Source organism: Actinomyces sp. oral taxon 849 str. F0330 (assembly GCF_000239715.1).
Lineage (GTDB): Bacteria > Actinomycetota > Actinomycetes > Actinomycetales > Actinomycetaceae > Actinomyces > Actinomyces johnsonii.
The window spans coordinates 93,862-117,543 of sequence record NZ_JH470356.1 but is presented as its reverse complement, the minus strand read 5'-3'; the positions used below and the strand labels follow the sequence as shown (position 1 = coordinate 117,543).

23 protein-coding genes, 1 tRNA gene and 1 pseudogene are annotated in these 23,682 nt (G+C 66.7%); 19 read left to right on the top strand and 6 right to left on the bottom strand.

Features of this window, described 5'->3' with window-relative positions; translation table 11 throughout:
* Positions 1 to 455 precede the first annotated feature (455 nt).
* Together HMPREF0975_RS15740 and HMPREF0975_RS11460 are read left to right on the top strand one after the other, a co-directional pair.
* Positions 456 to 1,229, top strand: a complete 774-nt coding sequence (locus HMPREF0975_RS15740) for a hypothetical protein (RefSeq protein ID WP_009234344.1) — start codon at positions 456 to 458, stop codon at positions 1,227 to 1,229.
* Positions 1,230 to 1,359: 130 nt separating this feature from the next.
* Positions 1,360 to 2,217 (top strand): hypothetical protein, encoded by an 858-nt coding sequence (locus HMPREF0975_RS11460; protein ID WP_049939889.1) that lies wholly within the window; start codon positions 1,360 to 1,362, stop codon positions 2,215 to 2,217.
* A gap of 483 nt (positions 2,218 to 2,700) precedes the next feature.
* Here HMPREF0975_RS11460 and HMPREF0975_RS11455 read toward each other — a convergent pair whose 3' ends face one another.
* Together HMPREF0975_RS11455 and HMPREF0975_RS11450 are read right to left on the bottom strand one after the other, a co-directional pair.
* Positions 2,701 to 3,204, bottom strand: a complete 504-nt coding sequence (locus tag HMPREF0975_RS11455; RefSeq protein ID WP_009234342.1) for a helix-turn-helix domain-containing protein — start codon at positions 3,202 to 3,204, stop codon at positions 2,701 to 2,703.
* A 700-nt stretch (positions 3,205 to 3,904) separates the two neighbouring features.
* Positions 3,905 to 4,111 carry a hypothetical protein gene (locus HMPREF0975_RS11450; RefSeq protein WP_009234341.1) on the bottom strand — a complete coding sequence of 69 codons (207 nt, stop codon included), beginning with the start codon at positions 4,109 to 4,111 and terminating at the stop codon, positions 3,905 to 3,907.
* 154 nt (positions 4,112 to 4,265) lie between these two features.
* Here HMPREF0975_RS11450 and HMPREF0975_RS17350 point away from each other — a divergent pair, with 154 nt between their 5' ends.
* On the top strand, positions 4,266 to 4,532 hold the full coding sequence (locus tag HMPREF0975_RS17350; protein ID WP_442852334.1) for a DUF6037 family protein: 267 nt from the start codon (positions 4,266 to 4,268) through the stop codon (positions 4,530 to 4,532).
* 788 nt (positions 4,533 to 5,320) lie between these two features.
* On the top strand, positions 5,321 to 6,313 hold the full coding sequence (locus HMPREF0975_RS11435; protein ID WP_009234340.1) for a hypothetical protein: 993 nt from the start codon (positions 5,321 to 5,323) through the stop codon (positions 6,311 to 6,313).
* A 592-nt stretch (positions 6,314 to 6,905) separates the two neighbouring features.
* On the opposite strand, the gene HMPREF0975_RS17345 is transcribed toward HMPREF0975_RS11435, so the two are convergent.
* Complete coding sequence (locus HMPREF0975_RS17345; protein WP_442852333.1) at positions 6,906 to 7,163, bottom strand: helix-turn-helix domain-containing protein; 258 nt, start codon at positions 7,161 to 7,163, stop codon at positions 6,906 to 6,908.
* A gap of 38 nt (positions 7,164 to 7,201) precedes the next feature.
* Here HMPREF0975_RS17345 and HMPREF0975_RS17340 point away from each other — a divergent pair.
* A pseudogene (locus tag HMPREF0975_RS17340) lies at positions 7,202 to 7,510 on the top strand (helix-turn-helix domain-containing protein); the annotation flags it as partial.
* A gap of 59 nt (positions 7,511 to 7,569) precedes the next feature.
* Here HMPREF0975_RS17340 and HMPREF0975_RS11430 read toward each other — a convergent pair.
* Positions 7,570 to 7,646: transfer RNA gene (locus tag HMPREF0975_RS11430), tRNA-Lys, on the bottom strand.
* 283 nt (positions 7,647 to 7,929) lie between these two features.
* On the opposite strand from HMPREF0975_RS11430, the gene HMPREF0975_RS11425 reads away from it, so the two are divergent.
* From HMPREF0975_RS11425 to pstB, 8 genes are all read left to right on the top strand, one after another.
* Positions 7,930 to 8,592 (top strand): hypothetical protein, encoded by a 663-nt coding sequence (locus tag HMPREF0975_RS11425; RefSeq protein WP_009234338.1) that lies wholly within the window; start codon positions 7,930 to 7,932, stop codon positions 8,590 to 8,592.
* A gap of 425 nt (positions 8,593 to 9,017) precedes the next feature.
* Positions 9,018 to 11,852, top strand: a complete 2,835-nt coding sequence (locus tag HMPREF0975_RS11420; protein WP_009234337.1) for an RNA degradosome polyphosphate kinase — start codon at positions 9,018 to 9,020, stop codon at positions 11,850 to 11,852.
* A 12-nt stretch (positions 11,853 to 11,864) separates the two neighbouring features.
* Positions 11,865 to 12,893, top strand: coding sequence for an NUDIX hydrolase (locus tag HMPREF0975_RS11415; RefSeq protein ID WP_049939868.1), 1,029 nt, complete (start codon positions 11,865 to 11,867; stop codon positions 12,891 to 12,893).
* 240 nt (positions 12,894 to 13,133) lie between these two features.
* Positions 13,134 to 13,307 (top strand): hypothetical protein, encoded by a 174-nt coding sequence (locus HMPREF0975_RS16820; RefSeq protein ID WP_232212520.1) that lies wholly within the window; start codon positions 13,134 to 13,136, stop codon positions 13,305 to 13,307.
* Complete coding sequence (pstS, locus tag HMPREF0975_RS11410; RefSeq protein ID WP_232212519.1) at positions 13,244 to 14,206, top strand: phosphate ABC transporter substrate-binding protein PstS; 963 nt, start codon at positions 13,244 to 13,246, stop codon at positions 14,204 to 14,206. The genes HMPREF0975_RS16820 and pstS overlap by 64 nt, the downstream gene beginning before the upstream one ends.
* A 100-nt stretch (positions 14,207 to 14,306) precedes the next feature.
* The gene (gene pstC / locus HMPREF0975_RS11405; RefSeq protein WP_009234334.1) at positions 14,307 to 15,320 is read left to right on the top strand and encodes a phosphate ABC transporter permease subunit PstC; all 1,014 of its coding nucleotides are present in this window, start codon (positions 14,307 to 14,309) and stop codon (positions 15,318 to 15,320) included.
* 1 nt (position 15,321) lies between these two features.
* Positions 15,322 to 16,500, top strand: coding sequence for a phosphate ABC transporter permease PstA (gene pstA / locus HMPREF0975_RS11400; RefSeq protein WP_009234333.1), 1,179 nt, complete (start codon positions 15,322 to 15,324; stop codon positions 16,498 to 16,500).
* A gap of 90 nt (positions 16,501 to 16,590) precedes the next feature.
* On the top strand, positions 16,591 to 17,370 hold the full coding sequence (gene pstB, locus HMPREF0975_RS11395) for a phosphate ABC transporter ATP-binding protein PstB (RefSeq protein ID WP_003781705.1): 780 nt from the start codon (positions 16,591 to 16,593) through the stop codon (positions 17,368 to 17,370).
* Between the two features lie 418 nt (positions 17,371 to 17,788).
* Here the strand turns inward: pstB and HMPREF0975_RS11390 are convergent, their stop codons facing one another.
* Positions 17,789 to 18,460 (bottom strand): winged helix-turn-helix domain-containing protein, encoded by a 672-nt coding sequence (locus HMPREF0975_RS11390; protein ID WP_009234332.1) that lies wholly within the window; start codon positions 18,458 to 18,460, stop codon positions 17,789 to 17,791.
* 174 nt (positions 18,461 to 18,634) lie between these two features.
* Here HMPREF0975_RS11390 and HMPREF0975_RS11385 point away from each other — a divergent pair, with 174 nt between their 5' ends.
* The 5 genes from HMPREF0975_RS11385 to HMPREF0975_RS11365 all read left to right on the top strand — a co-directional run bounded on the left by HMPREF0975_RS11385 (position 18,635) and on the right by HMPREF0975_RS11365 (position 21,423).
* Positions 18,635 to 19,795 carry a hypothetical protein gene (locus HMPREF0975_RS11385; RefSeq protein WP_009234331.1) on the top strand — a complete coding sequence of 387 codons (1,161 nt, stop codon included), beginning with the start codon at positions 18,635 to 18,637 and terminating at the stop codon, positions 19,793 to 19,795.
* Between the two features lie 200 nt (positions 19,796 to 19,995).
* Positions 19,996 to 20,331, top strand: coding sequence for an ArsR/SmtB family transcription factor (locus tag HMPREF0975_RS11380; RefSeq protein ID WP_009234330.1), 336 nt, complete (start codon positions 19,996 to 19,998; stop codon positions 20,329 to 20,331).
* Positions 20,324 to 20,758 carry an SRPBCC family protein gene (locus tag HMPREF0975_RS11375; RefSeq protein ID WP_009234329.1) on the top strand — a complete coding sequence of 145 codons (435 nt, stop codon included), beginning with the start codon at positions 20,324 to 20,326 and terminating at the stop codon, positions 20,756 to 20,758. The genes HMPREF0975_RS11380 and HMPREF0975_RS11375 overlap by 8 nt, the downstream gene beginning before the upstream one ends.
* 21 nt (positions 20,759 to 20,779) lie before the next feature.
* Positions 20,780 to 21,151 (top strand): TfoX/Sxy family protein, encoded by a 372-nt coding sequence (locus HMPREF0975_RS11370; RefSeq protein ID WP_009234328.1) that lies wholly within the window; start codon positions 20,780 to 20,782, stop codon positions 21,149 to 21,151.
* Entirely contained in the window at positions 21,148 to 21,423 is a 276-nt protein-coding gene (locus HMPREF0975_RS11365) for a DUF2461 family protein (protein WP_009234327.1), read from the top strand. Before HMPREF0975_RS11370 ends, HMPREF0975_RS11365 begins: the two co-directional genes overlap by 4 nt.
* 38 nt (positions 21,424 to 21,461) lie before the next feature.
* On the opposite strand, the gene HMPREF0975_RS11360 is transcribed toward HMPREF0975_RS11365, so the two are convergent.
* Positions 21,462 to 22,436 (bottom strand): BtrH N-terminal domain-containing protein, encoded by a 975-nt coding sequence (locus tag HMPREF0975_RS11360; protein ID WP_009234326.1) that lies wholly within the window; start codon positions 22,434 to 22,436, stop codon positions 21,462 to 21,464.
* 409 nt (positions 22,437 to 22,845) lie between these two features.
* Between HMPREF0975_RS11360 and HMPREF0975_RS11355 the strand changes: the two genes are divergently transcribed.
* Entirely contained in the window at positions 22,846 to 23,574 is a 729-nt protein-coding gene (locus HMPREF0975_RS11355; protein ID WP_009234325.1) for an FABP family protein, read from the top strand.
* Positions 23,575 to 23,682: the final 108 nt, after the last annotated feature.

Genomic DNA, 23,682 nt, shown 5'->3' with positions numbered 1-23,682 from the left:
GCGGGGCCAAGAACAGCGGGCGGGCAGCCGGTCAAGGCGGTCGAGGCGGAGGCGGCGGACACGGCCATGGCTCCCGGCGGGGCGGCGGCGCCTCGCGCTCAGGGCAATCCCGGCGAGGGCGCGCCTCCGGCGGGCAGGGCTGATCGAGCGAATTGATCGAGGACTCAACCTGTCTGTACCGGAGCCGACGTCGACAGCAGTGCGACTGACCTCGTTGATGCTGTCTCAACCTTCGATATCAATAGGAAATGCTGGGTGCCGTCGATGGTCTCCGCTGTGATCGCATTATTCATCTACTAAAGTGGAGCGAGACGAAGGTAGGACTGATCGCGCCAATTGTCGGAATCGCGTCAACACCAAAATCTCCTCAGGAATAATATTGCATTATTTCGGGCGGTAGATACACTAGGCTGGTGAGAACTCGGCCCCATTGGGTGTGGAAAGGTGGTTGGTCCATGTCTTGTTCACGTCGTTCTGCAATCGGAGCTACGGCTACTCTTATATTCACTGCTGCTCTCAGTCAGCAAATCGGAGTCGCGGCGGCGGAAGAACCCAGCTCGGAGGAGGCTGTGGTACCGGTGCGGTTCTTCCCAGGAAAAGGTGAGAAGGCTGGGCTGGTCATCTTCTTCGATGGTGATGGTCAAGCGTTGCATGATACCGATGGCGGTGATGGCGAGGGGGTCAGAGGGGGCCTCTCCGGGTCCGGAAGTGTGGCTGGGCCGTCAACGGCCTACGGGTACGATGTGATTTCTATCCGCGCTCCCGGCGAAGAGGGGTCGTGGAGGAATAGCGGTCAAGGGGGCGTTGATTACGTCAAGACCGTGGTCCACGACGTTGCTGCGGAGCATGGTTCAAATACAAAATGCCTGTGGTTCGCCGGATATGCGAGCGGCTCTGACTTCATTACGCAAACAGTCTTCCCCGCATTCGCGGAAGATTTGGAAGGCGGTGGACTCATTGTTTTCGCCGGCGGCGATTCGCCCAGTGAGACTCTTGTGTTCTCTGAACGAATCAAGTCGTCTTTATCGCTGAACTGGATTACGGGACGATACAGCGCTGGTGGGGGCAGTGGAGACCTTGATCGTGCCAGAAGAGGTATAAAGTATTACAAGGAGGCGGGTTTTAAGAATGTCTGGAAAGAGATCTCTCATGACAACCACGTGTCCGTCATCAGGGTGTTTGGCCACTATGTGAATAGGAGGCTTCTGGCCTATGCGGGCAAACGGTAGGCGCGTGATACTGATGGTCTGAGTGTGCGGGAGCGGGGCGCTGGTGCTACGGTCGAACGGCTGACCGTGATTGGGAAGGTGGGTGGAGAGCGTGGCGGCACACCTTTCGCGGCGGGCCCTGGCCGGGGCGATGGCGGGTGTCATCCTGGCCGGTTGCGCTCCGCAGGGGCCGCATCAGCCGGCCGCGCACCCGACTCCACCGCCGCACCTGCGCTCGCGAGGGGCGAGCGCTGATCCGAGCCTGCGTCCGGCGCCGGAGGATCTTTCGATTCCCGCCGCGTTCTCCTACACCGACTCCGAGGGCGAGGCCTCCGACTGCATCTTCTACGCGACCGCGGATGCGCCGGTGGGCCTGGTCGTCTACCTCGACGGCGACGGGCAGCCGTTCCACGGTCAGGGCGACCAGAACCCGAGCGCGAGGTCCCGTGGCGGGCTGGCCGGCACTGGGGGAGTCGTCGAGGCTGCAGGTGCTCGCGGATACGACGTTGTCTCGGTGCGTTCTCCCGGAGATGATGAAGCCTGGTGGTTGGATGACCAGGACGCCAAGGTCCGCTATCTGGAAGAGGCTCTCGATTATGTGGCCATTGAGTGCGGGGCCAATACGGAGCAGGTATGGCTCGTGGGGTACTCCGGCGGTTCGGAGTTCGTCAGCCAATGGTTCTTCCCCGCCTACGCCGAGCGCATGGACGGTGGGGGATTCGTTCTCTTCGGGGGCGGTGACGCACCTGACTCGAGCACCGTGACGTTCTCCGACGACGTCAAGGAACGACTTCGGCTCAACTGGGTGACCGGGACGCGCGACGTTCCCAGCGACAGCGCCGACGGGTTCGACGGCATCGGGCGCGCCCGCAACAGCTTGGCCTACTACCGCTCCGCGGGCTTCCGCCACACCTGGAGCGAGTGGCCCGACGACGATCACGGCAGCATCACTGAGAAGTTCGGCCACTATGTTGGGCGTGTTCTCGATGCTGCTGCAAGCGGAAAATGACAAAGCTGCCTCGGAGGTTGGACGGTGAGTCTCCAGAGCAGTCTGCGATCCGTAAGGCGCGGTCTTCAGATCCGGGTATGTCATTGTGGCTGCGTGAGCTGTGCTCGCATCCGGCCACCTGGGCTGGCGCCGATCAAGCCCGGCTCAACATGAGCGTCCTCTCCCGCCCCCGCTGGACTGGGCGTCCACCCCACGTGGATCGGTGCCACCTGAGCTCACCTGATTCCAGCAACCATCACGCAGCCCGAAACCATGTGCTGGCAGGGCACTGGGATACTGCTTTTGGCCTGTTCCGGGTGCCCCACTTCCTATGCTCATTGTGGTCCACGGATCTCGCGGGCAGTCCCACCGGAGGCACCGAGCCCCCTTGGCGGGCGTCCTTGATGCGACTCGTCGAGGTGCAGACATGACAGAGCAGCGCTGGCCATCATGGTGGGGAGTCACCCGGGTACAATCGGGTGACTCCCCAGGCAAGCAATCGGCTTAGCTGAACCAGTTGCTCAGGGCATCCGCAAGGGCGCTGGCGGTCAGGACCAGGCGGGCGGCGTAGTTGACTGCTTCGCCCACCTTCCGGACCGTTACCTTGCACTTGTGGGCTATGATGTGTTGGTCCACCTGCTTGGACGCGGACTCGCTTTGCCTGTGGGGTCCGGTCGGACGAGATCCTTGCGAGCCGTTTCTGGGGGCGCCCCAGTCGGGTGCAGCACCTATATGAACCTGATAGACGTCCGTCAACCGAAGCGTATCGGTCGACTCATCCATCGCCCACCGGTACTCATGCGTCAGCAGCCCCAGTTTCTCCAGATGCCCCAGGCAATGACGCAACGTCGATGGCGATGTCCCCATCATGTGGGCAAGTCGATCCTGTGACAGCCGCACGCAGTCATGATCATCTGCATGCTCCGCTAAGACCAGAAGCAGCAACCTCTCCAGTGGCTCCAGGCCTCGTACCTTGTGAACAGCCCAATGTGACGCCTTGAAACTCACACCAGTTCTCCTTCCATCAACGCCGGCACTACGCCAGCAGAATTGCTTTCACCTAGGACGACGACCGGGGTGAGCACATTGCGACCCCGCGGCCCAGGAGCAGCGCCTTACTGCTCCCACCTACATCCGTGCCGACGTGCGCCACGCCCTATCCGAACTGACGAGCTCAACATCGAACCCGTGCTCAACCCCCAAGAAACTAGCCCCAAGTGGTCCGTCACAGCTCCACCTCAGAGGGCTGCACCAACATGCACTCCAGGCCTCAGGCTGGATAATCTCGTTGCTTCTTGCGGTGAGGGGAGTAGGCGCCAGTTGCCTGCGTCCCGGGTGTGAAGAAGGCGCCGGCCCTCGGCACACAGCCGCAGCACACCGCAGTACCTCTATCCATGCAACCGCCAGGAGGGCCAAAGATCCGAACAGCCAGCAGCACCACGGCTCCAGATCCAGCGCATGCCAGTAGGACTCAGGCGGAATCGCCATCACGACCACCTCGCATCTCGCAGCAGGAATACTTGTCGTAGGTCACAGGAACAATTGGGGACGTGTGGGAGGACGCCGTCCCGGGCGCCCTCCCACCCCGGCCAGGCGACGTACCACCGCCACCCGGCCACCAGGACCAGCAGAAACCACCTGCCGGCCCCGCCAGGGCAACGACGGAACGCCCGCCGTGCCCCCAGAAAGGAACAGGCCGATGACCGACCTACCCCAGCTCACACAAGCCCTTAAGCGCACCAAGCGAGCAGGAGGACACCGCGTCCTCTACCGCTTCACCCTTGATGCCGGCGGCCGCACCCACGAGTTCGACAGCGTCCTCGCCGCCGAAGGAGAACCACCCTGGACACTCCTCATAGCCCTCATCGGCCCCCACCACTGGGCGCACACCTACGACATCATCACCAGCAGCCACAGCGGCGTCCTTAGAGCCAGCGCCTTCCTCGCACGACTACAGACGCCTCCTCGATGCCCTCAACATCGGAGGCAGCGGCACCAGACCATGGCCCGCCAGCCTGCTCCTCAAAGCCGCCGACCACGGCGCCCGCAAAGCCCGACCCCGAACCTGAATCCCACCCAACGAGCTCCCCAAAGCCGCCCGCACCAACATCGAGGAAGAAGACAAGATCTACTTCTTCGGATGGTATGACCACGTCGCCCACCCCAAGACGGGCAACGTCACCGGGGACAACCTCACCAAGACCCGACGACTCCTCGGCAAAGACGCCGCCGAGTACTGCGCGACCCACAACATCAGCACGCGCTGGACCACCGCCGACAACGCTAAGCACTACGACCACCGCCCCCTACCCCCAGACTGGGACAACCCCCACTAGCAGCATCAAGGGGGAACAGCTGGTACACCGTCGACGACAGGTGCGCATCCTCAACGAACAGGTCCCAGTGCCGCTCAAGCAGCTCATCGAAGACCTCACGCTCCACCGGCCGGGGTACGCGACCTCCGGCTCAGATAGATCAGCCTCCTCAACCAGCCACGACACCACCTCCCAGTCGCAGTCCAGACCCTCCAACGGGTGAAAACCGATACCGTCCTCGCGATCAAACGACACCCACAACAGCCGGTTCAGATCACTCGCCCCCGCCGGCTCCCCACCGGTAGCCGACTCAAACACCCGACCAAAACGCACGAAAAACGCCAACCCCGACAACCGCAGACCCGACGACCCCACCACCGGCAGCTCCTCATCAGCAGCCCCCAGCAACAGAACGCGCTCATACCCCACCCGAACCCTCACAACAACGCCCCCTCACCAGGCAAAACCAGGACCTCGCCGCCCGACGCCAGCTCCATCGACGGCACCGCCGACACCGCCGCACCACGACGGTGTGCGCTCACAACCCACGACAAGCAATAAGGGTGAGAGGGCGCTACCAACGCCCCCTCACCCCGGCCCAGCGGCAACAAACCAAAACCGCCGGACCACCGAGACCGGGCAGACCGAAACCCGAGCCTCGAAGGAGACAAACGGGCCCAACCCGCAGTCCCCACCGGAGCGATGACGGACCGACCGTCACACCCCACGGAAGCGACGGTGGAAAGGCCACCGCGCTCCACTGAAGCAACGACGGAACCGCCGCCGTGCTCCAAGAAAGGAGAGCCACCATGCGCTACGCCCGCGTCGAGGGAATCGGGATCATCTCCTACTGGGAATTCCGCAGGCTCACCCCCCGGCCAACGCCCCTGTGCGCCGGCCGGGACCCCGACAACAACCCCTGCAACGCCGTCCTGACGTTCTGCGCCGAGGACTCCGCCAAGGTCACTCCTCACTTCGCCGTCAGACTCAAAGGCGTCAAGCACATCACCGACTGCAACCTGGCCAACCACGTCGACCCCGACAACCCCACCGAAGCCGGCCAGCCCAAACGACGCCAAGGCGCACGCCGCGGCGAAATCATCCTCGACCTGCTCCAGTCCCAGCCCAGCACCACCAGAACCCAGACCCCAGGACCGCCGGCCGCCAGCCCGACCAGGCCACGACACCGCCGCTCCAAGAACCCGGCCACCGGCAACCCGACCCGCAGACCCAGCTCCCAGGCCACACCCCTGAACCTCCTCGCAGACCAGCTCGAAGTCGGCACCCTGCCCCCAGACCGCAAGGTCCGTCTCGCCCGACGCACAAGCACCATCACCAACGTCCTGCGCACCCCCGGCACCATCACCACCAGCGACATCGGCACCGGCAGCTGGATCATCCTCCACGCCCCCATCCGAGACATCGGCGCCAGCCCAGCCAGCCAGGCCCTGTTCATCAACATCAGCCCCTACGGCACCAGACCGTCCCTGGCAGTCCTGCTGCCCGCAGACCACCAGCCAGCCGCCCGCAGCACCGCCGAGAACCTCCGCCGCCAGCGCCCCAACGGCTGGAACGTCATCGCCATCGGCTACCTGCGACGCACCCGCAAAGGCGACGTACTCCTCCACCCCTACGACAGCCCTCACGCCGCATCACCATCCGTGCTACTCACACCACCACCAGGAACCGTCTCCTCAACGTCAGTGAACGGCTCGCCCCGGACGATCTCCTCATCCCCGGCCAGCGCCCAGTCCTCGACAGGAAATTCCCCGGCGCCGTCAGCGTCCTCCTCACCCTCATAGGCAGGCTCCTCAACGTCATCGACGTCGACCTGGTCGGCCAGCCAGTCCAGGCCCGCCTCCAGCACCCGCGCCGCCGGCTCAACCGCAGCCCGCCACGGGTAACCGTGGTTGATCCCGTGGAGAGTGACCTCCACCAGCTCATCAGCCATCGACGCCGACACCCGAACCCCGCCGTTCCAGCCACCCCAACCGGCCAGCCCCTCAAGGACACACACGCCCTCGACCGGCCACAACGTCACACGCTGCGCAGGCCGGCTCCCACCAGGCGGCGTCAGCCCGGACAGCTCTGCCACCCGCAGCACACGCTCCACCGCCGGCAGGCCGGCACGCACACGCTCCACGTGCGCCTCACACTCCGCCGTCACCGTCCCAGCGAAATCCGCCCGAACAGCGCGCCTCCACGCCTGCCGCACGAAGCCGCCCTCATAGACATCCTCATCCCCCAAGAACGTGTACAGCACCACGTCGTCGTAGACCTCAACCACGGGGACACCAGGCATCCCCACACCCTCAGGCAGACCCAGATCCTCCAGACCCGACAACGCCTCCAGCACATCCGGGTAGTCGGCAAGAACGTCCTCACCCCAACCGATCACAACAACACCCCCTCACCAGGCAAAACCCCATCCACCGAAGAATCAGAAGACGTCGCCGACGAAGGCGCTGAAGGAAGCGCCGGACTCAGAAGCGCCTCGACGTCACCACGCCGCACGAAGTACCGCCCGTTTGGAAGCTTCTGCGCGGGAAGAGCACCACTGCGGATCCATCGACGGATCGAGTCCACGCTTGTGTTGGGCAGTAGAGACGCAGCCTGAGAAGGAGTCAACGCTTCATCGTCATCTACTTGCATGTGGTGCACGTTCATGGCTGTAAGATAAGACGCATACGATGTTGTGTCAATGCATGACTTGCATGTTCTGCATGTATTGCCGTATGCTTGGAGACATGAGGACACCTAAGCCGAGTCGCGCCGCCTACAACGAGGCTCTAGGAATGACTGTCAACCAGTTGCTCTTCGAGCATCGAATGACCCGCAAAAGCCTCGGTGAGCACTTCGGGGTCACTCAGTCGGTGATGAGCCGGAAGCTTCGAGGAGAGGTCACTTGGACCGCAGAGGAGTTGGCGATCATGGCGGGCCTTTTTGGCCTTAGCCTGGATGAGCTCACCCCGACTCGCCACGAGGAGGGCTGGGTGCCGGCTGAGTGGCGTCCGGCTATGAAGAAGGCACCGGTCCCTGGTGGGGCGGAGGCTGTGGCTGGTACCCCCTGTGGGGCTCGAACCCACGACCTTCGGATTAAAAGTCCGCAGCTCTGACCAACTGAGCTAAGGGGGCGCACCGACGACCGGAAGCAGAGTCACAGGCGCCGTCGGCAGGAGCCAGCATAACCGAACAACCGATCGCCGTGTCGAACTCGCCGCGCCGCCGGCCTGCCCGGGCCGTCGGCGGTCGTCGCGAGCCCTCCACCGGCCGCGCTCTTCCCGCCCCGTCGAACCCGTTGCCGCCGATCGTCTCCGCCGTCGGCCGGAAGTGAACCGGTGAGGGAGGGCCTGCCCACTCGCGAGACAATAAACCTGCGCGTCGTCGCCGGCGCGCCCGCAACGCGTGAGGAGTCCCCATGGCCCGCCAGTTCCACCGCCCCGCCCGGCTCGACCCCGAGGCCGCCGAGCAGATCGAGGGCAGCGTCGATACCGCCGTTGCCTCCGAGCTCGCCCACCGGGCCGCTCAGGCCCTCATCGGCGGCTTCCCCGGTACCGAGGACGGCGACGACCCCATCACCCGCTCCGGCATCGTCACCGCGGTCGCCACCAACGGCGTCGACGACATCGCCGAGTTGTGGGCCGACTCCCCGGCCACCACCCTGCCCGGCACCCTGTGGCGCCTATTCCTCGTGCGCGAGTGGATCCGCCGCGATCCCGAACTCGTCGCCCGTCGCTACGCCACCGTCGTCGACCTCACTGGCGCCGACGATGCCGCCACCACCCGCCTCGAAGCGGCACTCGGCCAGGCGCGCGCCGTGCCCGCCCCCGACGAGCTGCGCGAGCGCCTCGATGCCGTCCTGGCCGGAGACGTCACGGGCTCCGTCACCGGGCTTGCCCCGCTGCTGACCGCCACCGCAGGTTTCCTGCGCGCCCTGGCGGCCGGCTCCAACCCCGTGTGGATCGAGGACGACGCCGATGAGCTCGCCGACCGCGTCACCCGCCGCGACTCCGCCCTCCTGGCCACTGCCGACGAGCTCACCGACTCCGCCGGTCGCGCGGCCGCCGGACTCCTCGACTGAGAGGGCCTTGCGCAGGGGCTATCCGAGCGCGGGATGTCCAAATCGGTGACAAAGGCCTGAAGCAAGCGCGCGTAGGTGGATCAAAACTGCATGATTCCGCGGTTCTGTTGAAGATATGAAGAGTGTGCAGGCTCCTTTGTCACCGATTAGGACACCAACGGCACCATTGGCGAGATCATGAACGCTACGTCGGCGCAGTACCGGCGTGAATCGCAGCCTCTGTACGTAGGGGAGTCGTGCGGGCCTCCGAATGGCTGCTGCGCGAGGAGCAGGTAGATGCATTGCGCGCGAGGTAGGGGCGTGCAGCGGGGTTGAGGTTCAGCCGGTGCACCCCGGGGCTCGCGCAGTAGCGGCGCCCTGCGCATTCGCCCAACCGGAGCGGATCATCGTCCCACAAGGCCGTCCGGACGTGGGACCATGTGGTCATGACCAACGACGCGCCTCACTCCGCCCCTACGCCGCTCTCCCGCTTCCTGGGCGGGTGGATGCGTCACCCGAGCCCTCAGGAGCCCGAGCAGCCGCCGGCAGACGGTGCCGCGGAGGCCTCCGCTTCCGATGTTGCCGAGGCCGAGGCGCAGGAGGCGCAGGAGGCGCAGGCACACGCCTCCAAGTCCTCCGGGCCAGTCGAAGGCGCCGCGGACCCCGAGAGCTCCGGGGAATCGGAGCCCCCGGGGCACGACTCCCCGGTGTCTGCGGGCGTGGAGGACTCTCAGGACACCGAGTCCGCCGAGTCCTCGGAGAATGCAGAAGACGCCGAGGACCTCGACGCCGAGGAAGAGCACGTCATCGAGGTCGCCGACCCGCGCGACTTCGCCGACGACTCCGGCCCCCAGTACGAAGATGAGGACTTCGACGACATCGTTGACGGCGAGGCGGCCCCGGCCCCCGGCCCCATCGGCACCGCGACCCCCGCCATCGCCCCCTCCTCCATCGCCTCCGCCAGCTCGCAGTCTGCCCCCTCCGCTGCCGAAGCCCTGGCGACGCCATCGACCGCCGTGCTGGGGGAGCAGGGAGCATCCGCCCCCGGCAGCGCCGCCAGCTCGGGCCACGCCGTCAGCCCCGCCTCCTCGCTGAGCTCGGCCGGCGTCGCAGACGCCGCGGCCTCGGCTGCCTCCGCCGACACCGCCCAGGTCGACCCCGAGAGCCTCCTGCCATCCCTGAAATCCTTCAAGAACCGCTTCATCGACCGGGAGCTGACCTGGCTGGACTTCAACGAGCGGGTCCTGGAGCAGGCCGAGGACCATACCCTGCCCCTGCTGGAACGCGCCTGGTTCCTAGCGATCTTCTCCTCCAACCTGGATGAGTTCTACATGGTGCGCGTCGCCGGGCTCATGCGCCGCATCAAGGCCGGCATCACCCCGGTGCGCGCCTCCGGCCTGGACGCCAACCAGGTCCTGGCCCAGGTCACCAGCCGCGCCAAGGAGCTCACCGCCCGCCAGGCCGCCCTCTTCCAGGAGGACATCCGCCCCGCCCTGGCCGAGCGCAACGTGGACATCCTGGGCTGGGACGAGCTCAACTCCGACCAGCAGGAGCGCCTGACCCGCTACTTCCGCCACCAGATCTACCCGGTCCTGACCCCGTTGGCGGTCGACCCCTCCCACCCCTTCCCCTACATCTCGGGCCTGTCCCTCAACCTCGCCGTCATCCTGCGCAACCCGCGCAGCGGCAAAGAGCACTTCGCCCGCATCAAGGTACCCGACTCCCTGCCGCGCCTGGTCCAGGTCCCCGGCCGCGAACTCGACGCCGCGGACAAGGCCACCGGCTGCGCCGTCATCCCCCTGGAGGTCGTCGTCGGCCAGCACCTCGACCACCTCTTCCCGGGCATGGACATCCTGGAGCACCACCTCTTCCGGGTCACCCGCAACGAGGACCTCGAGGTCGAGGAGGACGACGCCGAGAACCTCCTCAAGGCCATGGAGAAGGAGCTCGAGCGGCGCCGCTTCGGCGACTGCGTGCGCCTGGAGGTGGAGGACACCATCTCCTCCTTCACCCGCCGCTACCTGGTGCGCGCCCTGGGCCTGAAGACCGACGACGTCTTCGAGCTCCCCGCGCCCCTGGACCTGACCTGCCTCAACCAGCTCCACGACCTGGACATCCCCGACCTGAAGTACCCGCGATTCGTGCCGGTGACGGCCGCGGGGCTGGCCGCCTACGAATCCTCCTCCGCGCCGGACGTCTTCGCCGCCATGCGCGAGCACGACGTCCTCCTGCACCATCCCTACGACTCCTTCTCCACCTCCGTCCAGGAGTTCGTCGCCCAGGCCGCCGCCGACCCCAAGGTCCTGGCCATTAAGCAGACCCTCTACCGCACCTCGGGCGACTCCCCGATCGTGGACGCCCTCATCGAGGCCGCCGAGGCCGGCAAGCAGGTCGTCGCCATCGTGGAGATCAAGGCCCGCTTCGACGAGGAGGCCAACATCTCCTGGGCCCGCAAGCTCGAGCGCGCCGGAGTCCACGTCGTCTACGGCATGGTCGGCCTCAAGACGCACTGCAAGCTGCTGCTCGTCGTGCGCCAGGAATCCGACGGCCTGCGCCGCTACTGCCACGTCGGCACCGGCAACTACCACCCCAAGACCGCCCGCGGCTACGAGGATCTGGGCCTGCTGACCTGTGACCGCGATGTCGCCCAGGACCTGACCACCCTGTTCAACCAGCTCTCCGGCTACGCCCCGCGTGCCCGCTTCCGCCGCCTACTCGTGGCGCCCCGCGGCCTGCGCGACGGGCTGGTCGAGCGCATCGAGCAGGAGATAGCCAACCACAGGGCTGGCCTGCCTGCCTGGATCCGCATCAAGGTCAACTCCATCGTCGACGAGACCGTCATCAACGCCCTCTACCGCGCCTCGCGCGCCGGGGTGCAGGTCGACATCGTCGTGCGCGGCATCTGCGGCCTGCGCGCCGGCGTCGAGGGCCTCAGCGAGAACATCCGGGTGCGCTCGATCCTGGGGCGCTTCCTGGAACATTCGCGCATCTACGCCTTCGCAGCCGGCGGCCAGACCGAGCTGTTCATCGGCTCGGCCGACCTCATGCACCGCAACCTCGACCGCCGCGTTGAGGCCCTGGTACGCATCACCGACCCCGCCATGGTCGAAGACCTCCAGTGGCTGGTCACCCACTGCGCCTCCGACGACGTCTCCTCCTGGCATCTCCAGCCCGACGGCTCCTGGGAGCGTCACCTCGTCGACGCCGAGGGCAACCGCCTCGAGGACATCCAGACCAGCCTCATGGCCCGGGCGCGCTCGCGCGTCAAGGGCCGCCACTGAGACGGCCGTGCCATGAGCCCGTCCAGCAAGAGGAACAGCTCGCGAGAGACTGTGAAGGCCGCCGGCGCCCTGGTGTGGCGCGAGAACGGCAAGCACCTCGAGGTGCTCCTGGTCCACCGCCCCCGCTACGACGACTGGTCCATCCCCAAGGGCAAGGTCGACCCCTGCGAGTCGGTGCGCACCTGCGCCGTGCGCGAGGTCGCCGAGGAGACCGGCGTCCAGGTGATCCTCGGCCAGCCGCTCAGCCGCGTGCGCTACACGATCGGTGGCGGCGCCCGGAAGGAGGTCCACTACTGGGCCGCACGCGTCGCCCCCGGCTCCTCAGTGGCCGTCGCCGCTCGCGCCGCCGTCAAGCCCGCCTCCACCAAGGAGATCGACGACGTCGAGTGGCTGCGCGTGGGCCAGGCTCGCAAGCGCCTGACCTACTCCTATGACCGCGACCTGCTCGGTGAACTCGTCGACCTGTGGGAGGACGGCAAGCTCGACACCTGGACCCTGGTCCTCGTACGCCACGGCCGAGCCGTCAAGCGCTCGGTATGGGATCGCCCCAAGGAACGGGACAAGGAGACCGACGAGGCCACCCGCCCCCTGACCCACGACCAGGGCGAGACCCGGGCCCGCGCCCTCGTCCCGATCCTGGCCGCCTACGGGGTGGGCCGGGTCATCACCAGCCCCTGGAAGCGATGCGTGGACACGGTCGCCCCCTATGCCGCGGCCGCGGGCCTACCCCTGGAGATGGCCGGCGCCTTCACCGAGATGGCCCACGCGGACAACCCCAAGGGCGTGCGCTCCGTAGTCAAGAAGGTCCTGCGCGTGCGCGAGGAGCCGGCGGCGCTGTGCACCCACCGGCCCGTCCTGCCCACCATCATGGACGTCGTCTCCCACTACGCGCCCGGCAAGCTCCTGCGCTCCGTGCCTGACCGGGACCCCTGGCTCAAGACCGGCGAGATCCTCGTGGTCCACATGGCCCGCCGCCCCCGCGGCAAGATCCGCGCCGTCGCCATCGAGAAGCAGCGCCCCGTCCTGTCCGAGGGTCGCTGACCGATGCCCCGGGGCATGCCGTGGTTACTCCGCCTGCGAGCGGGACTTGCGCCATGCCTCGATCACTTTCCATGAGGTGCTGTCTATTGACCACCATATCAAGTAGTGGCGGTCCTCACAGAGGGTGTTTACCGTCCGTTTACCGCCGTCACCCGGAACCTTCATCCGGGGCGCTTATCGTTTCGGCTGCCTGACATTCGCCCGGCATCCGACTGAACCCCGACTCAGTGAGGAGAGCCTGTGCTCCTGACCCGTCGCGGCGCCCTGGGCGCCCTGAGCGCGGCCGCCCTGACCGCGCTGGCCGCCTGCGGGCGCGACGCCGGCGCCGCCGACCCAACGCCTCCAGCGACCTGGAGGGGGAGATCCGCGGTGCGGGCGCCACCTCCCAGTCCGACGCGCAGGACGCCTGGATGAACGCCTTCATGGGCGCCAACCTGCGCGCCACCGTCGACTACGCCGGTGGCGGCTCCGGGGCCGGACGCACCAAGCTCGTCGAGGGCGCCATCGACTTCGCCGGCACCGACACCCCCATGACCACCGACGAGATCAACAAGGTCGGCGGCGTCGTCGAACTGCCCCTGTACGTCTCCCCGATCGCCGTGGCCTACAACCTGCCCGGCCTCACCGGCGAGTCCCACGTCAATATGACCGGCGAGGTCCTCGCCCGGGTCCTCTCCGGCGCCATCACCCGCTGGAATGACCCCGCCCTGGCCGCCCTCAACCCCGGCGCCGCCCTGCCGGACCAACGGATCATCGTCGTGGGACGCTCCGACGACTCCGGCACCACCAAGGCCCTGACCACCTACCTGGCCACCATCGCCCCCGAGGTGTGGCCCCACGAGCCCGAGGAGACCTGGCCGCTGCGCGGCGGCCAGTCCGGCGACGGCACCGCCGGCATGATCCAGACCGTCTCCGCGGCTACCGGCACCATCGGCTACGCCGACGCCTCCAAGGTCCCCGCCACCCTGGGAACCGTCGCCGTCGGCAGCAACGGGGCCTACGTGCCCGTCTCCGCCGACGCCGCGGCCGCCGCCCTCGACGCCGCCACCCTGGGCGCCGAGGCCGACGAGACCCGCCTGCTCTACACGCCCAGTCACGACGCCGACGGCGCCTACCCCATCGTCCTGGTCTCCTACCTCGCCGCCCGCCTGCGCTACGACGACGCCGAGATCGCCGCCGTCGTCAAGGCCTACCTGCGCTTCGCGGCCTCCACCAGGGGGCAGGATGCCTCAGTCAAGGCCACCGGCTGCGCCCCCATCACCCGCCAGATGCGCGAGAAGATCAACGCCGCCATCGACAAGATCGCCGCCTGAGCCGGCCGGCCAACCGTCACGACGCCGCACCGAACCGCACATGTCCAGTCAGCACCCGCCCGCCCAGCCGCCGCCCCAGACACCCCGAGGAGGGTCAGCCGTGGCCAGCACCACCGCACCGTCGTCGGCCCCACCGCCCGGCGCCACGACCGCGCCCAGCAGCTCCGACGACGTCGCCATCCAGCCCGGGAAGGCCCCCGGACAGACCGGCAACCGGATCTTCACCGGCCTGTCCTTCGGGGCCGGCACCCTCATCATGGTGGTCCTCGCCCTCGTGGCCGCCTTCCTCATCCGGGAGGCGCTGCCCGCCCTGACGGCCTCGCGCGAGACCCTCGCATCGGTCTCCTTCATGCGCGAGAGCAGCCTGTGGGGCTACGTGGCCCCACTCGTCTTCGGCACGCTGCTGTCCTCGGCCATCGCCCTGGGGGTCGCGGTGCCGCTGAGCATCGGGGTGGCCCTGTTCATCTCCCACTTCGCCCCGCGGCGCCTGGCCCAGGCCCTGGGCTACATGGTGGACCTGCTGGCCGCGATCCCCTCGGTGGTCTTCGGCCTGTGGGGCTTCCTGTGGCTGGTGCCCCTGCTCGATCCAGTCAACACCTGGCTGAGCGACACCCTCGGCTTCATCCCGCTGTTCGCCGACTACACGGCCCCGGCCAAGAACATCACCACCGCCTCGCTGGTCCTGGCCGTCATGATCCTGCCGATCATCACCGCCACCATCCGCGAGATCTTCCTACAGACCCCCACCCTCCAGGAGGAGGCCTCCCTGGCCCTGGGCGCCACCCGCTACGAGATGATCCGACAGGCCGTCCTGCCCTTCGGCCGCTCCGGCATCATCTCCGCCTCCATGCTGGGGCTCGGGCGCGCCCTGGGCGAGACCATGGCCGTCCTCATGATCCTCTCGCCCGGCATGGGGCTGAACCTGCGCATCCTCCAGGCCGGCCAGCACCAGACCATCGCCGCCAACATCGCCTCGCAGTTCCGCGAGGCCTACGGACTGAACGTCAACGTGCTCATCGCCACCGGCCTGGTCCTGTTCATCATCACCTTCGCGGTCAACTCCCTGGCGCGGTGGATCATCGCGCGCCGCTCCGAGTTCTCAGGAGCCAGCTGACATGACGCCCACGAACACACCCGAGCCCACGTCCAGCCCCAGGTCCGATTCGGCCGCCGACGCCAGGGCGCCCAAGTCCCTCAAGGCCGCGCTCGCGGCCGCCGAGGCCCCGGCCGCCCCCGTCGACCCACTGGCCGACCCGCCCTCCATCGAGGGCGTGCCCCTGACCTCCTACCGCCTGCCCGACTGGTTCATCTGGGCCGCGCTGGGAGCCGCGTTCGTCATCGTCGGAGGGATCGGCCTGCTGGCCGGCTGGAGCATCGCCGCCGTCGTCACCCTGACCGCCGTCGTGTGGGTGGTGGGCGCCACGGCCGTGTCCTGGGTGCGCGAGGGCGATCGCTGGGGCCGCAACACCCTGGTGACCCTCCTCATTTACCTATCCTTCGCTGTTGTCATGGTGCCCCTGGTCTCCCTGGTGTGGATGGTCCTGTCTGGCGGCTCGGCCCGCTTCGGCTACGACTTCCTGACCACGAATATGCGCGGCGCCGACGCCTCCAACGGCGGCTTCTACCACGGCATCGTCGGCACCCTCCAGATCACCGGGATCGCCACCCTCATCTCGGTGCCCCTGGGACTGTTCACCGCCGTCTTCCTCGTGGAGTACAACGGCGGCTGGATCGCCCGGGCCATCACCTTCCTCGTCGACGTTATGACCGGTATCCCCTCGATCGTGGCCGGGCTGTTCGCCTACTCGATCTTCCTCATCGCGGCCGGCCCCCGCTACCAAGCCGGCATCATCGGGGCCGTGGCCCTGAGCGTCCTCATGACCCCGGTGGTCATCCGCGGCGTGGAGGAGATGCTCAAGCTCGTCCCCTCCCATCTGCGAGAGGCCTCCTACGCCCTGGGCGTGCCCAAATGGCTCACCATCGTCAAGGTGGTGCTGCGCACCGCGGTGGCCGGCATCACCACCTCCGTCATGATCGCGATCGCCCGCGTCATCGGCGAGACCGCCCCGCTGCTCATCACCGTGGGCCTGACGATCCGCACCAACACCAACCCGCTGGACGGCTCCATGTCCACCCTGCCGGTGCTCGTCTACGACCAGTACTCCCGCGGGGAAGCCGCCGCCATGGAACGTGCCTGGGCCGGGGCACTGACCCTCATCATCCTGGTCATGCTGCTCAACCTCGCGGCCCGCCTCATCTCGAAGTACTTCAGCCCCAAGGGCGGCCGGCGCTGAGCCCCGCCAGAGCCGCCGGTCCACAGCGCTCGCAGCGCCGCCAGAGCCCTCAGAGTCCCTCCACCGTTCACCTCAGGTAAAGGAACCGACGTGTCCAAGCGCATCGACGTCATCGGCGAGAACATCTACTACGGCGACTTCCTGGCCGTCAAAGACGTCAACGTCGTCATCGAGCCCAAGTCCGTCACCGCCCTCATCGGCCCCTCCGGCTGCGGGAAGTCCACCTTCCTACGCACCCTCAACCGCATGCACGAGACCATCCCCGGCGCCCGCGTCGAGGGACAGGTCATCGTCGACGGCGTCAACCTCTACGGCCCCGGTGTCGACGCCGTCCAGGTGCGCCGCGCCATCGGCATGGTCTTCCAACGACCCAACCCGTTCCCCACGATGTCCATCGCCGAGAACGTCCTGGCCGGCGTTCGCCTCAACAACCGCCGCATCAAGAAGTCCGACGCCGACGACCTGGTGGAGGCCTCCCTGCGCGGGGCCAACCTGTGGGACGAGGTCAAGGACCGCCTCGACCGGCCCGGCTTGGGCCTGTCCGGCGGCCAGCAGCAGCGCTTGTGCATCGCCCGCGCTATCGCGGTCAAGCCCGCCGTCCTGCTCATGGACGAGCCCTGCTCCGCCCTGGACCCCATCTCCACGCTCGCCATCGAGGACCTCATCTCCGAGCTCAAGACGGACTACACGATCGTCATCGTCACCCACAACATGCAGCAGGCCTCACGAGTGAGCGACATGACCGGCTTCTTCAACCTGGAGGCCACTGGCAAACCGGGCCACCTCGTCGAGTACGACTCCACCGACAAGATCTTCTCCGCCCCCAGCCAGCAGGCCACAGAGGACTACATCTCCGGCCGCTTCGGCTGAGGGATGAGGGCCCAGATGTCAAAAATGGAGGCTTTTCAGACCGCCTAGGGCCGATGTGAGCGCACCCTGATTCACGTTTGTGCAGGTCAGCGCGTTACATGTCGGTCCGGGAGCCTGCGCCGAGCAGGTAAAAGCCTCCCAGAGTGACACTTTTAGTACGTTGCGTGACGCGACGGTGCGACACGAGGGGGTAGGCGGGCGACAGTCTGCTCCGGAGATTGAGAGAGGAGGACGTCGGGCCGGAGAGCGCCAGTCGGCGCGAATGCCGCTCGTGGCGGCTTGAGTTGGAGCCCGGGGCCCGTCGCGGCCCGACGCCGCCCAAGAGTTTACAGGTCCGGGCTGTCGGCCGTCCCGGTGTCCGCCAAGCGGCCGTGGGGAGTCCTCTGCCCTCCCCGGTCCGCTCCTGACCACTGCGCCTCTACGCGTCCTCGGGGGCGTCCAGGCGGTAGCCGACGTTGCGAACCGTGCCGATGAGGTTGTCGTGCTCGGTGCCCAGCTTGGCGCGCAGGCGGCGGATATGGACGTCCACCGTGCGCGAGCCGCCGATGTAGTCCTCGCCCCACACCTCGTGCAGGAGCGCGTCGCGGGTGAGTACCCGGCCCCGGTTGGCGGCCAGGAACTTCAGCAGTTCGAACTCCTTGTAGGTCAGGTCCAAGATCGAGCCGCGCAGACGGGCCGTATAGGCGGTGACGTCGATGACGAGGTCGCCGACATCGATACGGTCGTCGTCGGCCTCGGTCGTCACCGGGACATGGGCACGCAGCAGCCGCAGCCGGGCCGACAGCTCGGCGGGCTCGGCCCCGGCCATGACGAAGTCGGCGGCGCCCCAGTCGATCTGGACCGCGGCGGCGCCGCCCTCCTCCAGGATGAGGATGATGGGCGGGCAGTCCATGGGGCCGGTAAAGAGCTGGCACAGGGCGCGGGCCCGGGTCAGATCCCCGCGCGCATCGATCATGACGACGTCGGCGCTGTCCACTTCCGCGTAGGAGGAGGGGATCGGGGGAAGACACTCCACCTGGGAGTCGAGGAAGGACGCTGCGGGCAGAACGTCGGTGGCGTCACTCTCACGAGTGAACATGATGATCCGCATGGCTGCTCCCTTCGGGGCTCTCGACCGGGACTCACCGGCGCAGACGACCTGAGCAGCGGCGATACTGTCGGGGCCAAGTCAACCACACCTGGGCGAGAGCTAAATCTTCTGGGTGGGAACTGACCGGATAGGGCGACGGCGGAGTGAGGCCGCCGACCGTCCGGGTGTGCGACGATGCGTACTGTGACTACCCATCACCGACGAGCCCAGCCGGCTGCGCGCGCCCGCGGAGCCTCCCGTGATTCCCGCGCCGACTCCAGCGCTGCCGCCGTTCCGACGGCGCCCGCGGACGTCCGTGGCGCGACGGACTGGGCCAGCGTCATCGGGGCGGGCTATTCCAGTGGCTCCGGTGAATCCTCCGGAAAGCCGGCCCCCAGCACCACGATGTCGACGGGGTCGACGGGGTCGGCCCGTTCGGCGGCCTCCGGGGGAACTGCCGGTTCTGCGGCGTCGGCGCGCTCGGCCGACTCGGTGGATACCCTCGACGTCGCCGAGGACCTGGGCTACGCCACCCGCCGCGCCTCCAACCGCCCCAAGGAGCCGGGCCTGGTGGACCCGGCCTGGACCCGGCTCGCTTTCGCGGGCATCGTGCCTCTGCTGCTGGCGGTCGGCTCGGTGCTGCCCGGTTGGGTCAGGCTCGTACTCGTGGCCGTCCTCGTGCCCGCGGCCGCCCAGGGCTGGCCCGCGCTCGTGCGCGCCCGGCACGACCTGGGCGGCACGATCGTCATGACGATCAGCGGGCTGGCGGCTGCGACCAGCGTCTACCTCCTCGACGATATGGGGGTGGCCGGCCTGGTCATGGCCTTCTCGATCCTGGTGGCCTTCGTCGGCCAGATGCTGAGGCGCGACGGCCGGCACAACCTGGTCGAGGACCTGTCCTCAACGGTCGCGGGCTGCCTCGTGGTGGTCTCCGGCTCGGCCTGGTGCGCCTTGGAGCCGGGGCTGGCCGACCCCGCCATCGTCGTGCCCACCTGTCTCGCCCTGTTCGTCGGCGCGGTGCTGACCGTCCTCAACGTACGCGCCCGGATACTGGAGGTCCTCACCGCCACGCTCCCGGCTCTGCTCGCCGGCGGTGCCGGCTACGTGCTGGCCGCGGCCGGATTCTTCGGCCTGTCCCACATCAGCACGGCCACGGCCCTGCAAAGCGCCGTGGCCTGCGTCGTTGTCGGCTTCGTGGCGGGGATCCTCATGGCCGCAGGCAACCGCGTCCTGTGGACCCACCGGTGGGTGCCCGGCGGGCGGGCGGCGGTGGCCTCCGCGCTCGTGCCGATTCTGTCGGTGGGTGTGCCGGTCTACGCGATCGCCCGCCTCATGGGCGGTTTCCTCGCCGGTTGACAGCGGCATCCGCCGTCTGCGCGCCCACTGCCGCATCCAGAGTTCCGCGTCCCCGCGACCGCGCCTTACGGCTCGCGCGCTATCCCGCAACTCCCAAATCCGCGCCGTAAGATACGGGCCCGCGGCTCTACATACAAAAGTACATGAGTACAAATGAGCGTTTGTGTTAGGGTGGGATCGTCGATCTGAGGAGGAGCGCGTTGGGGGCAGCAGAGGCGATCGATGTCGATGCGGTGTTGCGGGCGCTGGCTGACGGGAACCGTCGGGCGATCCTGCGGGTCATCCGCTCGGGGCCGCAGCCTGTCGGTGCCGTTGCGCAGGCGGTTGGGATGTCGCAGCAAACCGCCTCGCATCACCTTCGGACCCTTCAGAAGGCGGGGTTGGCGACCGTCACCGCCGATCACACGCGCCGCTTGTACGCACTCAACACGGATGGACTCGCGGCGGTGCGCTCCTACCTTGACGACTTCTGGCCCGAGAGGCTGGCGGCCCTCAAGTCCGCCGTCGAGCAGCGAGAGGAGAAGCAGCATGGCTGAGTTCCGGGACTCCATAGAGATCGAGGCGCCCCCGCAGGCGGTGTTCGAGTACCTCACCACCAACGAAGGCATGACGGCGTGGATGGGGCAGTACGCCGATCTCGACCCGGTGCCGGGCGGCCGGTTCACGGTCGATATCGCCGGCTATCCCGTGCGGGGCGAGTACCTTGCGGTCGAGCCGTTCAGGCGCGTGGTGGTCTCCTGGGGGTTCGCCGGCAGTGACGAGCTGCCCGCGGGTGCGTCCAGAGTCGAGTTCCTCCTGACTCCGATCGCTGGCGGCACGCGTGTGGACCTGCGCCACGTCAACCTGCCGGAGCCCGAGGTTCGCGGGCACGAATATGGCTGGGCCCACTTCATGCCCCGCCTCGCGATTGCCGGCGCAGGCGGGGACGCCGGACCGGACCGCTGGCAGCCCCTGACCGACTGATCGCCGATGGGAGGCGAAGCCATGGCAGCAATGACACCCGAACAACGCCACCTCATTCAGCGTGTCCGTGTACTGGTTGATGAGGAACCGGATGTGCGCGAGGTCTCCATGTTCGGAGGCCGAGCAATCATGGTCAACGACAAGATGATCGTCAGCGCCGGAAAGACCGGAGATCTCCTCGTTCGTGTTGATGCCGAGCGTCATGGGGCGCTCGTGGCCGAGCCGGGTGCCGAGCAGGCTCAGATGGGGGCCGGGCGCGTCATGGGGCCCGGCTGGATCACCGTCGCCCCCGAGGCCGTCGCCGACGACGAAAGGCTTGCTTTCTGGGTCGACGTCGCCATGAGCTATAACCGCGCCATCACCGGAGGGGAATCGGGAGGCAAGAAAACATGAACGCCTTCCAGGGACTGCAGGCGGTCCTGTTCGAATTCTTCGCCGACCTGGTGCAGGACAACTCGAAGGACTTCCGGGACGCTAACAGGCAGCGTTGGCAGCAGGACGTGAAAGCGCCCAAGAGTGCGCTGATCGACGAACTCATCACCGAATTCGTCCCATTGAGCATGTTCCGTCCCAACCGCGACCTGCCTTTCGCCCAGGATGAGGCCCCGAGCAATCCCGGGACTACTGCCGAACCTCCGAAGTATGGATTCGTGAGCTTACTTTGACGCCTGGTCCGCCATGGCGGTTCGTGGAGAGTTGGCGTCTAAATAGCTGCTAGTAGCGTCATGGCTTCTTTCTCTCGCTCTGCTACTGTTTTGAATAATTCCGATGCTTGTAGAACATGGTCGCGCTTTCCTGTTGCTCCGATCTCTTCAAATAAAGAGATTATGTGCGCCCAATCTCGGGCTATGGAGGTAAATAATAGGTGCGCCTGCCCGACGTTTTGGTGGTGCGTTACCTGATATGCCTCTTCAAGGAAGTCGCGGTAAAGGTTGCGGAACAGGGCGCCGCCGGTGCCTGCGTGCTCCATCAATGTGGCGGCGGTGGAGAATCCTGCTCCGCTGTTTTGTCTGTCATACCATTTTGTAATTTCTCGACCTGCTTTCCTGATGCCCTCGTGACCCATATTCTTGATGGGTGGATTAAGATAGGTGATCGCATTGCTGCGAATTGCGGAGAGGATCGCGTCGGCCAGGGGTGTTATCGCTGCTTTCTTCTCAAGAGTAAAGTACAGATTCCTGGAAGACATGGGACCCCTTTCGTTCCGAGCCAGTGCCAGGCTCTCCAGCGACGTTGCGGCGTAGGAGCCTTGCTGGGCGGTGTCAACTAAATAGGCGTTCTTGTCATCGTATCCAACTATCGTGACGTAATGACCTGCAAAATGAATGGGGTTCGTGAAGTACTCCAGGTGGAAGCAGTCCAGTTTCAGGCCGACTGCCTTTCCGTTGTCCAGCAGGTACTTCACTTCTCTCCAAGCTTTTCTTTGCGAGCTCGTTTCTTTAGAGGTTAGTGTAAGGTCAAGGTTGTCCGCGATGTTTCTTGTCAGCAAGTCCGGTTTAATGCGTCCTCCCATGAAGGGGAAATCCATGCCCTTCATATTCCATATAACAAACCCTATTCCTTGCCCTAGACCGAACAGCAGTGGTTCGCTCAGCTCGATCCCCAGCTGTCCCAGCAGCGTTCCGGCGGTGGTGCTTTCGCAGTGCTCCCCAATGAATGGTTTAATGTCAACTTTCATTTCCACTTCTTCACATGATTCGAGCGGCATTGTGGGAAACTGCGAGGGGTCATGTTCCTCCCGCGTAGAGAGGCGGGTGTGCTGACGGGTCAGGTGGGGCAACGTTTCTGTTGCCCTGGACAATGCTGACGGAGCTCGAGTACCGGCCTGCTTCGTGCCGGCGGTAGCCGGGCTCGAGATATTTCTTTCCCCTCGACGTCGGGACTCGTGTCTTCGTCACTCTACTAATATGGCGCGCTCTAAGCAAGTTTATTTTGCGGGGCGGTGGGAAACCTCCTGATTCGAATGAATTTATTGAACATGTTTCGAGTGCGGATGGCTGTGGTGTGCTGATGGGGCCTCAGAGGTGGGATCGGTGCCGCGCCGATCCCGTGTGTTGTGGTCCGAGGTCACGTCGTAGGCTGCGGCCATGGCATTCACCCTTCCTGACGACTTGGCCCCCGAGCTCTACCCGTTGGCCTGGCTGGCCGGCACCTGGCGCGGCTACGGCATCCTCACCTACGGCGAGACCGTGCCCGAGCAGGCCGTCTACCAGGAGATGACCTTCGACCACGATGGTGGCCCCTACCTGCGCCAGACCACCACCATCTGGACGGTCGACGCCACCCGCTCCAAGAACCTCGACTTCGAGATGCCCGGCCTCCAGGGTGCCTCCCTACTGGCACCCGCCCAGATCTGGTCCACCGAGACCACCTACTGGCGGCCCGGCGGCCAGGAGCAGCCGGATGGCGCAGACGCCGCTGAAACCACCGAAGCCACCGCCGACGCCGAGAACTCCGGTGGCCCGCTTACCCCCGTCACCCGGCTCGAACTCGTCTCGGCCGACCCCGCCGGCCACGTCGCCGTCTGGGAAGGTTGGATCCAGGGCCCGCGCGCCCAGGTCGGCACCCAGGCTGTGGGCCGGGCCCGCACCGCCGTCCCCGTGGAGGAGATGACCCGCATGTTCGGACTCGTGGGCGGCGACCTCATGTGGACCCAGGACATGGCCGCCTTCGGTCAGAGCGAGGTGACCACCTACGCCTCCGGCCGCCTCGGCCGCGTCGACGACTTAGACGATCCCGCCGCCCAGCCCGGCTCCGCCCTCGATCCTGTTGATGCTGCCGAGCCCGCCTTCGACGACGCCGAGCCGACAGTCTGATGCGCCCCTCCCCACTGCTGAGCCGCCCCGGCGCCGTCGCCACCGCTCCTGGCGACCCCGACGAGGCCGTCCCCGCCCACCTCGGCGACCCCGGCCGCGAGCAGGCCG